The organism is Nocardiopsis sp. TSRI0078 (genome assembly GCF_001905145.1).
GTDB lineage: Bacteria > Actinomycetota > Actinomycetes > Streptosporangiales > Streptosporangiaceae > Nocardiopsis.
Window position 1 is genome coordinate 741074 of record NZ_LWLB01000001.1, and the last position, 12419, is coordinate 753492.

Sequence of the window (12419 nt, forward strand, 5' to 3'; positions counted from 1 at the left end):
ACCCGCGGTGCCGCCCCGTGCGCGCCACGGGGCGGCACCTGTCACGGATCAGCGCATCAGCTGATCAGCCGGTGTAGTTCGGGTCCGCCGGCATGGGCTCGGGGGCCCCGGCCTCCTCGCGTTCCCTCTGCCGCTCCTCCTCAGCGAGCGCCTCCTCCAGCGCGAGCGCTTCCTCCTCCGCGAGTGCCTCCTCCTCCGCGAGCGCCTCCTCGGACGGCACCTCGCACGGGTCGGTACCCGCACCGCTCTCCTCGGGCGCGGGGGCGGCGTCCGCCGAGCACTCGCTCGGGGCGGGGGCCGCGGAGGGGTCGTCCGACTGGCCGGCCCAGGCGGGAGAGCCGCCGAACAGGGCGGCGGCCGCGAAACCGGCGACGATCAGGTAGTTCTTCAGACGCATGTCAGTCCTCGTGTGTGGTTCGTGTGCGCGGGATACCGTCCCGCGCGGCGGTCCGGAGCCGGTCGCCTCACCCCGAGATCTCGACCGGGGTGCCGAGCGGCAGGTTCTGGGCCATCCAGGTGATGTCCTCGTTGGAGACCCGGACGCACCCGTGGCTGACCTGGCGGCCCAGGGCGTCCTCGTCGTTGGTGCCGTGCACGGCGAGCTGGCCGGGCCCGCCCGCGAACGTCTCCAACGTCTCGGAGAACCCGCTCAGACCGAAGGCGTAGACCCCGTAGGGACCCTCCGGGTCCGGCGGCTGGAGCAGCTCGGTGAAGTAGTAACGGCCCTCGGGGGTGGGGGTCTCCCCCTCCCCGGTGCCGATCACCCCGGTACGCACCTCCTCGTCCCCGTCGAGGACGGTGAACTCGAAGTCGCCGGTGTCGATCTCCACGCGGTACTCCGTGGAGGTCAGCGACACCTCGTCGCTCCTGACCCAGCCCGTGGTGCCGTTCGGCCGGACCGGCAGCAGCACCTGGAGCCACTCGCCCTCGTTCCGCTCGACCAGGAAGGTGCGGTCCACCCCGAAGTCGTTCGGACTCCCGAGGGTGTGCAGCACCTCCCCGCCACCGGGCTCGGCGCGGACGTCGATCCCGTCGCCGAGGACCGTGGCGATCTCCACGCCCTCGGCTCCACCGCCGTTGCCCGCGGTGTCGGCGGCCGCTTCCTCCGTTGCCGGTTCGTCGGCCGGAGCGGACGAGCAGGCCGTGAGCGCGGCCAGGGCCGCGGCGGCCGTGAGGGACGTCAGGGCCCGCGTGGAGCGTGCGGACATCGTTGGGCGCATGGGATTCCATCCGGCTTCGTTCGGGGAGGCGTCCGGTGTGCTCGCGATCCGGACAACAACGAAGACTGGCCCACGAATGTGAAGAACCCGTGTGCCCGTCGTGTGTGTCCCGTGTGGTGACCTGCGACGGCTCGGAGGGCGCGACCCGGCGCCCTCGCGCGCACGCGTACGATCGAGCCGCACCGAGGCCCGACCGGGCCGGAAGCCGATCGGAGGTCACCGTGTGCGCGCATGTGCTGGTCGCCGAGGACGACGTCAACCAGGCCGACCTGATCCGGCGCTACCTGGAGCACGAGGGGCACTTCGTCCGCGTCGTGCACGACGGGCGCGCGGCGGTCGCGGCGCACCACCGGGACCGGCCCGACCTGGTCGTGCTGGACGTGATGATGCCGGTCATGAGCGGCCTCGACGCGTGCCGGGCCCTGCGCGCGGAGTCCGACGTGGCGGTGCTGATGCTCACCGCACGCTCCACCGAGGAGGACCTGCTGACCGGACTCGACCTGGGCGCGGACGACTACGTCACCAAGCCCTACAGCCCGCGTGAGCTCATGGCGCGGGTGCGCACGCTGCTGCGGCGGTCGCGCAGGGACCCCGACGACGCGGGCCGGGTGCTGCACGCGGGTCCGGTCGCGGTGGACCCGTCGCGCCACGCCGTGCGGGTGGACGGAGCCCCGGTCAGGTGCACGCCCGCCGAGTTCCAGCTGCTCGCAGCGCTCGCCGCGCAGCCCGGCCGGGTCCTGACGCGCGCCCAGCTGCTGGAGCACATCCACGGCATGAGCCGGTTCATCACCGAGCGCACCATCGACGTGCACGTGAAGAACCTGCGCCGGAAGCTGGAGCCGGACCCGCGCAGGCCGGTGCGGCTGGTGACCGTGTACGGCGTCGGCTACAAGCTCGTCGGGAAGACCGATGGCCGACCGGCGTAGGGGCGCGCTGCGGCACAGCCTGCTGGCGCGCCTGCTGGCGAGTTCGGTGCTGGTGGCGGTCTGCTCGATCTTCGCGACGGCGTGGCTGGCGGTGCAGGGGACGTCGGAGTCGCTCACCGTGCAGCAGGGGGAGACCCTGGCCGTGGACACCCGCATCCACGACACGCTCGTCGCCTACGCCGCCGCCCACCCCGGGTGGGAGGGCGTGGGCGAGACGGTGCGGCACCTGTCCGAGGACACCGGGCGGCGGGTCGTCCTGACCACCGAGAACCGCGGGCTGATCGCGGACTCGGCCGAGCAGGCCGGGCCGCTCCCGCCTCGGACGACCTCGGTGGTCGACCCGCTGGCGGTGGACGTCACCCTCGCCCCCGGCCTCACCGGACGCATCGACCCCCGAGCCGTGGGACCGTTCGCGCTGTCGGGGGAGGACCGGTCCCGGCTGGCCGGCCTGGCGGAGAACAGCGCCGTCTGCCTGGGCGAGCTGTACGGGACGGCGGTGGAGGTGGAGGCCGGACCGAGCGGGCGTCCCGCCGTCACCGGGGCCCAGGTGGACCGGTACGCGCGGCTGGAGTGCGGGCTGGAGGCGCTGGGCGAGCCGACCGAAAGAGAACTGGAGGCGCTGGATGAGCTGAACGGCCTGGTCAGGGCCTGTCTGGGCGCGGAGGGGCCCGAGGAGGTGGCGGCGGAGTTCCGGATCGATGGGACCCTCGGGGTTCCCGTGGCGCTGGCCCCCGATCCGGCGCCGGCCCCTTGGGAGATCATGGACGAGGCCCGCGCTCCGCGCGACTCCCAGGTGCCCGGGGAGGAGGCGCCCTCCTTCGAGGAGGGACCGGACGATCCCGGCAGCGGTGCGGGCCCAGGGTTCGTGGAACCGTCCGTGGGCGGCCAGGATCCGGCCGGAGGCGTGGACGCGCCCTTCCCGGAGGCGGTGCCCGAGGAATCGGTCGCGATGGAACCCGGGGCGGCTCCCGAGCCGCCGCGGTTCGACGCGCGCACCTCCGCGTGCCTGGACTCCGCCCGACGCGAGCAACTGGACCCCTACGTGGCCCCGGCCGCGCTGCTGTTCATCGACGACCCCGAGGCGGAGGCTTCGGGCGTCGTGCCGCTGACCGGCGAGGGTCTGGTGCGGGTGTTCGGTGTGGTGCTGCTGGTGCTGGTGCTGACGGTGGTCGTGAGCGTGGTGCTGTCGGCGCGGCTCGTGCGCCCCGTACGCGCGCTCACTGACGCGGTGCGCCGGATGCGCGAGGGCCGTGCGGGTTCCCGGGTCAGGGTGCGCGACTCCGGTGAGATCGGCCAGTTGGCCGACGCGTTCAACGAGATGGCGGAGCACCTGGAGCGACTGGAGGAGCAGCGCAGGGCGATGGTCAGCGACGTCTCACACGAGCTGCGGACACCGCTGAGCAACCTGCGCGGCTGGCTGGAGGCGGCCCAGGACGGGATCGCCGACCTGGACCGGGACCGGATGAGGATGCTGGTCGGCGAGACGCTGCTGCTCCAGGACATCGTCGACGACCTCCAGGACCTGGCGCTGGCGGACGCGGGCAAGCTGCGGCTGTCACCGGAGCCGGTGGAGGCGGGCCTCCTCGTCGAGCAGGTGGTGGACAGTCAGAGGTTGAGGGCCGGTTCGGCCGGACTGCGGCTGGTCGCGGAGACGGAGGACGTCGTGCTCGTGGCCGACCGGACACGGCTGGTCCAGGCGGTCGGGAACCTGCTGGGCAACGCGCTGCGGCACACTCCGGCGCCCGGGACGGTCACCGTCGGGGTGCGGAGCTCGGGTGGGGAGGCGGTCATCGAGGTGGCGGACACCGGTGTGGGCATCCCGGCGGAGGACCTGCCACACGTGTTCGACCGGTTCTGGCGGGCGGAGAAGTCGCGCAACCGGCGCACCGGCGGCAGCGGGCTGGGGCTGGCCATCGTGCGCAACCTGGTGGAACTGCACGGCGGGTCGGTGACGGTGGCCAGCACGCCGGGCGAGGGGACCACGTTCACGGTCCGGATGCCGTTGGCGGGACCCGGGGAGCCGACGCGGGACTGACGGGCCCCGGGAGGGCGCCTCGCGTGGCGGAGGACGTCCCTGAGACGTGCGGGCCCTTGCGTCCGATGGCGGTCACACCGCGCCCGCCGTGTCCTGCCTCGCCTAGGATGCGGGTAGGCGCGGCACCGGCCCGATCGCGCCCTCCCCCGACACGGGCCCCGCGGAGGACCCGTGCACCAGCCCCCGTCCGTCCGCCTTCCGAGCTACCGGGAGCTGTACGGTCTCAGGCCCGCTGTGGTGCTCTCCTGCTGGTCCGCGTCCGGCACGCTGCTGTGCCTCACCACGGGGGCCAGGGCCGTCACCGCCGTGGTGGACACCTTCTGGGTCGGTACCGATCCGTCCTGGTCAGGGGCGGCCGCGACTCTCTCCGACGCTCTGGGGATCGTCTCGCTGGGTGCTCTTCCCGTCCTCACCGTCCTGGCTCTGACTCTCACCGCCCTCGTGGAGACCACGCCCCCGAAGGACCTGCCTCCGTGGACGACGCGGGAGCGGCTGCGTACCGCCAAGGTGCTCGCCGGCAACGCCGTCATGGGCAACGACCCCTGGACCAACCTGCTCGCCCGTGTCCACGCCGGAGTACACCTCAGATGGTCCGGTTGGCTGCTGTCCCGGTCTCTGGTGACGGGCTGTCTCATCCTCAGCGGATTGTGGAGCGGCAGCGGTGTGTACCTGCTCGTGCGGGGGCTCCGGAACGAGGACCCCGCCCTGATGGCGATCGGCCTGAACACGGTTCTCCTCTTCGCCGGCGCGTCCGCTCTCCTCCTGGCCGGCCTCCCGCGGCACCGCCGGATGCGTGAGTTCTGCGCCCTCTACGACGCGGCCCACCGGCAGGCGGTCCGGTGAACCGGCGGCGCCCTTCCCCGCTCCTTCGCCTCCAGACCTACGCCCAGCAGAACCCGAGACGGTACGGGATCGTCAACGGGCTCCTCACCGGTGTCCTCTCCGCAGGCCTCATCACGGTGTTCCGCCTGTTCGTGTACCCTTCCTCATCCGTCCTGACGACCCTGTGGACGGGAGTCCTCCACGGCGTGTTCCTCGGAGGTGTCATGGGAGTGTTCTCCGCGCGGTCGGCCCCCGGGGGGACCCCGGTCCCCGAACACCGACCGCTCCCGGATGCGTGAGGCCCGGCGGCTGGTACGCGCGGGTGCGCCCGGCCCGGACCCCGTGGTCAACCGGATCGCCCGCCACCGGGCCCGGACGCTGCTGGCGGCCCCGTACCGGCCGAAGGCCCAGGGCGCCCTCTACCTCCTGTTCCTCGTCCTGAACGCGGCGGTGCTGGTCCACGCCCACACCGGTCCGGGCATCAGCGGCCTGCGCTGGCTCAACCTGGCCGGGGTCGCTCTGTTCGTCTTCCTGCTGTTCGTGCTGCTCCCACTGACGGTCCACCGGCGCAGGAGGGCCCGGGCCCTCCTCGCCGCGGAGGAGGACCCAGCCCCGTAGCGCTCAGCCGCCCAGCGCGCGGAACCGCCGGACGCAGAGCGGGAAGAAGACCGCCGTGATCGCCAGCGGCCAGACCACGGCCATGAGCACGGCGTTCTGCGCGATCCAGCTCTCGCCTCCCCAGCCCGGGTTGCCGAACAGCTCCCGGGCCGCGGCGACGGTGGAGGAGAGCGGGTTCCAGTCCGCGACCGCGCCCAGCCAGAACGGCATGGAGGCCGTGGCCACGAACGCGTTGGACAGGAAGCCCAGCGGGAACTCCAGGGTGTGCACGGCCGTGACCGCCCCCTCGCCCCGGACGGCCAGGCCGACGTAGACGCCCACCCACACCAGGGAGAAGCGCAGCAGCAGGAGCAGCCCGAACCCGGCCGCGGCCCCGCCCGGGGCACCGTCGCACTGCCACCCCGCCAGCAGGCCGCAGACGGCCAGCAGGGCCAGGGTGATCACCGACCTGAGCATGTCCGCCGCGCACCGGCCCACCACGACCGCCGAGGGCGCCATGGGCATGGAGCGGAACCGGTCGGTGACCCCGCGCGCGGCGTCGTCGGAGACGGCGGTGACCGTCTCCCCCACCCCGAAGACCATCGCCATGGCGAACATGCCGGGCATCAGGAACTCCCTGTAGTCCCCGCCGCCGGGCACGGTCATCGCCCCGCCGAACAGGAACCCGAACATCAGCACCATGACGACGGGGAACAGCAGCCCGGCGACGAGCCGGCCGGGCCTGCGCAGCCAGTGGGCGATGTCGCGCCGGGTGATGGTCCACCCGTCCGCGAGCGCCCACAGGAGGCGGTCGGCGACCGCGGATCCTCCGGCCCGGCGCACGGTGTCGTTCATCGGTTCTCCTCCGTCCGGTCGCCGGTCAGGTGCAGGAACACCTCGTCCAGGGTGGGACGGCGCAGCGCGATGTCCTCCACCGCGATCCGCTCCGCCTCCAGGGCCCGTGCCACCTCGGTGAGAGCCGCGACCCGGTCCCTCACGCCCACGCTGATCCGTCGCGTGTCGGCCTCGGTCCCGGGCCGCTCGCCGACCACCCGCTCGACGAGGGCGGCCGCTCCGTCGAGGCCGGCGGCGTCGCGCAGCACCACGTCGAGCCGGTCCCCGCCCAGGCGGGACTTGAGCTCCTCCGGTGCGCCCTCGGCGACGACGCGGCCGGAGTCGACCACCGAGACCCGGTCGGCGAGCTGATCGGCCTCCTCCAGGTACTGGGTGGTGAGCAGTACCGTCGTGCCGTCCGCCACGAGTTCGCGGACCGCGCCCCACACCTCGCCCCGTCCCCGCGGATCGAGCCCGACGGTGGGCTCGTCCAGGAACAGCACGGGCGGGGACAGGATCATGCTCGCGGCCAGGTCCAGGCGGCGACGCATACCCCCGGAGTAGGCGCTGACCGGCTTGCCGCCGGTGTCGTCCAGGCCGAAGCGCTCCAGCAGCTCGTCCGCGCGCGCGGCGGCCCGCCGGGCGCCCAGGTGGTACAGGCGCCCGAACATCTCCAGGTTCTGCCGACCGCTGAGCACCTCGTCGACGGCCGCGTTCTGGCCCACCAGCCCGATACCGCGGCGCACCCCGTCCCCGTTCGCGGCCACGTCGTGCCCGGCCACGGTGGCCGTGCCCTCGTCCGCGTGCAGCAGTGTGGTCAGGATCCTCACCGCGGTGGTCTTGCCCGCGCCGTTGGGCCCGAGCAGCCCGCACACGCTGCCGACGGGCACGTCGAGGTCGAACCCCCTCAGTGCCCAGTCCCTCCCGTACCGCTTTCCCAGACCGCGAGCGGCGACCGCGCATCCGGTCGTGTCCACAGCGCCCCCTTCCCTGCCCTCGCCTGCTTCCGTACGGCGTACGGTAAAGCTTACGATCCAGGAACGCACGAGCCCCGGGAAAGATTCCGTACGGCGTACAGAATCTTTCCCGGGGCGTGGGGACGGGGGTGGCCCGGCGTCGTCTCCGCAAGGGCCGGGCCTGGTCACAGGCCGTCGGCGCCACCGATGACGTGCGGCCGCGGCCTGGGGAGGTCTCCGTCCAGGGGCAGCTCGACGACGGGCACGTACCGGCCGACCGCCTCCCCGCCGTACTCGTCGCTGTAGCTGAGGAAGCCGCCGCCCGCACGGACCCTGTAGGCGCTGTTGAGCAGCATCAGCTGGGCGCTCACCTCCGCTGAGGTGGGCGGGGCGCCCTCCAGGTCCATCTCGTTGGTCATCCGTACGGCGCTGGCCGCCACGGCGAACGCGTCGTGGTTGATCAGGGCGTACCCGTTGTTGAGGGCGTCGGCCTCGTCGTCTCCGACGTACTCGTGGAAGGCGTTCACGAACGGCAGGTAGTGGGGCGGCCTGTCGGCCGAGGGGTCGCCCGTGGTCCAGCGCGGATCGGTGGCCGAGGCGTAGACCAGGGTGATGTCCCCCTCGGCGAGGTACCCCATCACCTCCTCGTCGTCCATGGCGGTCAGGCCGATGGCGGCGAACAGCACCCGGAAGGGCTGGTCCGTGCAGGGCCGGTGGGCGAGGGAGGCGAGGAACTCCCCGAGGTCCGGCGCGCGCCCCGCGAAGAGCACCGTGTCGGTCTCCGACACGCACACGTTGCGGACCACCGTGTCGAACAGGCCGGCCTTGGGGGGATCGCCGACGGTCGTGCCCATGTACTCCTGGGGAGGCCCGGAGATGTAGACGCCGAGCTGGTCCTCGTAGGCCTCGCGCAGGGTCTCGACGAACAGGTCGGGCTCGTTGTCGTCGTAGACCAGGGACGCCCGCGCCGGTTCCTCCAGGCCGTCGAGGTAGGCACGCAGCGCCCGCACGTACTCGGTGTTGCTGGGGGCGGCGCGCATCAGGCCCGGCGTCTCCGGCTGGGCCAGGCCGTCGGCGGTGACCGCGGAGGACACCATGGGGATGCCGTGTGCGTCGAGGCGGGCGGCCACGTCCCGGGTGGAGTCGATGCTCACCCCCATGCCGATGACCGCCACGAGGGGGTTCGTCCCGTCCTCCGCCATGGCGACGAGGTCGGACACGACCGGCTCCCACTGCTCCTGCTGGCCGCCCATGTTGGCGAGGTACAGCTGGATTCCGGGGCTCTGGTCACCGAAGTGGGGGGAGTGGTTGGCACGCATCTGCGCGGTGTAGGCGCCTTCCAGGGACCGGACCATACGGACGGGATCCATGGGGCTGACATCGCCGAAGGTGAGCGTGCCCAGGAGGGCGATCCGGACGACGTGCCCGTCGGCCTCCTCCGCCACCCGGGCGTTCTCCCGGGCGATGTCGGCCTGCACGTCGGTGTACTCCTCGTGGTAGACGTACGAGCCGTCGGTGACGCCCACGCACTGTCCGTCGGCCAGGCGCACACCGCTGTTGGGGCCGCCGCAGGTGAACACGTCCCAGTAGAGGACGACCGGGATCACGAGCAGGAGCACCAGGACGGGCACGAGCAGTTTCCACCACCGCCTCAGCCACCTCAGGAAGAGGGAGCTCGGTCCTCCGTTCCCGGGGGCGAACGGGGACGCGTCGTTGGGGCCGTTCATGGCCGTCCCTTCTCTGATGGATGACCGCTCATGCCTTGGCACCGAACTTGGCGACCAGCCGCAGGTGCCAGGCCGCCTCCTCGAAGATGTGGGCCGCTCCGCGCGGGGCCCGTCCGGCGAGGTCGTTCAGCGCCATGTGGCAGACCGAGTGCAGGGCGCCGGAGTGGAAGAGGTCGGGGTCGTTGAGGATCTGCAGGGCCGCGACGAGCTTGAGGACGGTCTCGGTCTCCTCCGTGCTCTCCGTCCCCTCCGAGGCCGCGTGCCGCTGCCACGTGTTCGTCCACGCGTCCAGGAGGGGGAACGGCGGACGGGCCCGCAGGGGAGCCGCGGTGACCTCGCGCAGCAGCCTGACCCACTCCTCGCCGCCGATGTCGGGGGCCTGGAGCCAGCCCTGGAGGTGCCAGGCCACGCGGGTGAGCTGCCCGGCGCAGAGGCGGTGGTAGATCTCGCACTCGGCGGAGCGCTCGCTGTCGGCCTGTCCGCTCTGGTAGTAGTCGGCGAGCCTGCAGTGGACGGCGTCCCAGTTCCCGGGGGCACCCGTCGGGCGCCTGGCCAGGCCCCGGGACAGGAGGCGGCGCAGCACCGTGGTCTCCTCCGGGCGCGTCCGGTCCCACAGCGGGTAGGCGAGGAGGCGGTCCTCCTCGACGCGCTCGGTGAGCCCGCCCGAGCGGTTCAGCCACAGGCCCGCGTCGGGGTCCCGTGCCGCGGAGCAGGTGACGAGCGCCTCCCGGAGGCGGTGGTCGAGCTGGTCGGGGTCGGCGCCGATCGCCGTCCTGAGCATGTGCTCCTCGACGGTCACGGTGGACTCCAGCTTGGTGGACGGGTCCACGGGACGGTGGGAGAGCGCCTCGTGCAGGCTGTTGCCCCGGACCGCGACCCAGGCCTCGGCGAGCTGGGCGGTGGTCCCGGGGTGCCCTCCGGTGAAGTCCGCCAGGAGGTCGACGATCTCGTTCGAGACGTGGCCGCTGCCCTTGCTCCGGGAGCGGGCGCGGGAGAACAGCTCCCCGATGTCCCGTCGGCCCAGAGGGGTCAGGGAGAAGAAGCGCATGTACTGCCGGGTGTCCTCGTAGAACCGTTCGAGGGGCACCCCGTCGACCGTCTCGGCCGTGGTGGCGACGACGGTGAGCGGCTCGGGGAAGCCGACGCCGCCGAAGAGCGACGTCCTGCTGAACGGTGCCGGGACCTCGGCCAGGGACCTGAGGAGCACGGGACCCACGCCCTGGTCCGCGTTGTCCAGCAGGAGGACGGGGGTGGGCTGGTAGCCCACGCGCCTGGCCACGTGCTGGAGGTCGGTGAACAGGGCCTCGCTCAGGAAGCGGCTCACCTTCTCCCGGTTGGAGATGCGGGACACGGCGTCCACGGCGTCGGGGTCCCGCGCCTGCAGCCACAGGTGGTAGAGGGAGTCGGCCACCTGTTCCCTGGCCTGCCCGCCCTGCCCCTGGGTGCGCATCCAGTCGAAGACGCGCTCCAGGACGCGGGCACCCACCCCCGAGACCGCGGCGACCCACCTGGCGAGGTCGACGGGGAGGGGGTCGACGCCGATCAGCTCGGCGGGCGGGATGAGGTTGCCCGCCTCTCCCAGGAACCTGCTCAGCCGCCCCATGCCGTCGGGCCACACCTGGTCCACCAGCTTGGTGATCTCGGCGTGTGCCCGGTCGTTCCTGCCCTGGATGTCGCTCTCGTCCTCCGGTTCTCCTTCGAGGTCGATTTCCAGGCGAATGGTGATCAGGCCGATCCAGAGCCGGGGGAACTGGAGGCGCCCGTAGTACTTCAGGGCGCGGGCGAGTCCCTTTTCCTGGTGGGAGGAGATGGCGGCGAAGGCGTCGGGGACGCTGGAGTGGTACCTGACGGCGGAAAGATCCAGGTGGGCGTAGGGGATTCCGAGCCTTTCCAGTTCCTGCGCCTTGTGCCGCACGAAGTGGGACTTGCCGTAGCCCTGCGGACCGCGGACGACCATGATGGGGCGCCGGCGGCCCGGCGGGCCGGACCAGCCGGGGTCCACGAGGTCCTTGTAGTAGGCGGCCTGCGCCTCCTGTCCGACCAGTGTCTCATGACCGTCCGGCACCTCCGCGCCACTCGCCACGACCCGGTCGCCTCCCGTTCTCCGCACTCGTTCGGACCCGCTCCACCGACATATGATGCGCACTCTGCCCGGTTTTATGGCCGGAACCGTTTTTCGTGACGTACGTGTTATGAGGATTGTCCGTTTATCGGCACTCTGATTCCTCTTGGTGAAACTGTTACAGAGGGTGCCGACGGGGCCGACGATCCGTCATACGGCCCGGTGGGACGGGAAATTCCGGAACCGTCCACAGAAGTAATGGGGCGCCTTCCGCCGACGGAACGAACCTGGTTTCATGGGATGAATTCCGTGACCCGAACGGAGATCCCATGGCCGGAACCAGTGCGGACGGTCGTCCGGGACCGCCGGTCGGACGGGGTGGCACGCCTGCCCGGCCGACCCCCGAAGCGCCCCCTCGGGGACCGGCGCCCGTGTCAGTCCAGGGCTCCGCCTCCCGTGCGGGCACGGGCGAACACCAGCCGGAAGGAGAAGAAGGCGGCCGTGAACCAGCCCAGGCCCACCAGCGCCGTCAGCCCCAGGGAGGCGAGGACCTGGACCGCGCTGCCGCCGCCCTCCACCAGACGCACGGCCTCCAGGCCGTGGGTGGCGGGCAGCGCCTGGGCGACCCGGCGGATCGGCACGGGCCAGTACTCCAGCGGCACCATGGCCCCGGAGAACGCCGTGACGTAGAGGGTCGCGATGGTGCTGATGACGTTGCGCGCCTGCGAGAAGACCAGCGCGACCGAGCCCAGCAGCAGCGTCATGCAGTAACTGCTCAGGGCGGTCAGCGCCACGACGCCCACCAGGACCGGCACCTGCCACGGCGACCAGGTCACACCGAAGAAGGGCGGAACGGCCAGCAGGGCGACCGACGTGGTGACGGTGGTCGAGGCCGGCCATCCGAGGCTGCGGCCGAAGAAGAACAGGCCGGGCTCGACCGGGGAGGCGGCCAGCAGGCCGAGCGTGCCCTGGTGCTTGTCCCAGCAGGTGGATGCGGTGGCCAGCATCGTCTCGGCCACGCAGACGAGCACGGCGGCGCCGAGGACGACGTACACCGTGTACTCCGGGTCACCGACCAGGACCCCCACCATGCTGTAGAAGACCACCTGGGTCAGCAGGCGGACCAGCCACCCGAAGAGCCAGGTCCTCCACGTGTAGACGACGGACAGGTCGGTCCGGGCCAGGACGGCGGCCTGGCGGACCGTGGCGGCGGTACGTGCGGGTGAGATCACGGCTTCCC

The 12419-nt window shown here is 72.2% G+C and carries 11 protein-coding genes; 4 read left to right on the forward strand and 7 right to left on the reverse strand.

Going from position 1 to position 12419, the window contains the following annotated elements; translation table 11 throughout:
* Nucleotides 1-64: 64 nt before the first annotated feature.
* On the reverse strand, nt 65-397 hold the full coding sequence (locus tag A6A08_RS03365; RefSeq protein ID WP_073700975.1) for a hypothetical protein: 333 nt from the start codon (nt 395-397) through the stop codon (nt 65-67).
* 67 nt (nt 398-464) lie between these two features.
* On the reverse strand, nt 465-1220 hold the full coding sequence (locus A6A08_RS03370) for a L,D-transpeptidase family protein (RefSeq protein ID WP_143181651.1): 756 nt from the start codon (nt 1218-1220) through the stop codon (nt 465-467).
* A 221-nt stretch (nt 1221-1441) separates the two neighbouring features.
* Between A6A08_RS03370 and A6A08_RS03375 the strand changes: the two genes are divergently transcribed.
* From A6A08_RS03375 to A6A08_RS03395, 4 genes are all read left to right on the forward strand, one after another.
* Nucleotides 1442-2146: a response regulator transcription factor gene (locus A6A08_RS03375; protein WP_073700977.1), complete on the forward strand. Its 705-nt coding sequence runs from the start codon at nt 1442-1444 to the stop codon at nt 2144-2146.
* On the forward strand, nt 2130-4181 hold the full coding sequence (locus A6A08_RS03380) for a cell wall metabolism sensor histidine kinase WalK (protein ID WP_073700978.1): 2052 nt from the start codon (nt 2130-2132) through the stop codon (nt 4179-4181). The genes A6A08_RS03375 and A6A08_RS03380 overlap by 17 nt, the downstream gene beginning before the upstream one ends.
* A 171-nt stretch (nt 4182-4352) precedes the next feature.
* Nucleotides 4353-5024: a hypothetical protein gene (locus tag A6A08_RS03385; protein ID WP_073700979.1), complete on the forward strand. Its 672-nt coding sequence runs from the start codon at nt 4353-4355 to the stop codon at nt 5022-5024.
* A 270-nt stretch (nt 5025-5294) separates the two neighbouring features.
* Nucleotides 5295-5621: a hypothetical protein gene (locus A6A08_RS03395; RefSeq protein WP_073700981.1), complete on the forward strand. Its 327-nt coding sequence runs from the start codon at nt 5295-5297 to the stop codon at nt 5619-5621.
* Between the two features lie 3 nt (nt 5622-5624).
* On the opposite strand, the gene A6A08_RS03400 is transcribed toward A6A08_RS03395, so the two are convergent.
* The 5 genes from A6A08_RS03400 to A6A08_RS03420 form a co-directional block, all read right to left on the reverse strand.
* Nucleotides 5625-6455, reverse strand: a complete 831-nt coding sequence (locus A6A08_RS03400) for an ABC transporter permease (RefSeq protein WP_073700982.1) — start codon at nt 6453-6455, stop codon at nt 5625-5627.
* Nucleotides 6452-7411: an ATP-binding cassette domain-containing protein gene (locus tag A6A08_RS03405; protein WP_073700983.1), complete on the reverse strand. Its 960-nt coding sequence runs from the start codon at nt 7409-7411 to the stop codon at nt 6452-6454. Before A6A08_RS03405 ends, A6A08_RS03400 begins: the two co-directional genes overlap by 4 nt.
* Nucleotides 7412-7575: 164 nt before the next feature.
* Entirely contained in the window at nt 7576-9117 is a 1542-nt protein-coding gene (locus A6A08_RS03410; protein ID WP_083608770.1) for a hypothetical protein, read from the reverse strand.
* Nucleotides 9118-9145: 28 nt separating this feature from the next.
* Nucleotides 9146-11200, reverse strand: a complete 2055-nt coding sequence (locus A6A08_RS03415; protein WP_073700984.1) for a hypothetical protein — start codon at nt 11198-11200, stop codon at nt 9146-9148.
* Nucleotides 11201-11613: 413 nt separating this feature from the next.
* Entirely contained in the window at nt 11614-12411 is a 798-nt protein-coding gene (locus A6A08_RS03420) for an ABC transporter permease (RefSeq protein ID WP_073700985.1), read from the reverse strand.
* Between the last annotated feature and the right edge of the window lie 8 nt (nt 12412-12419).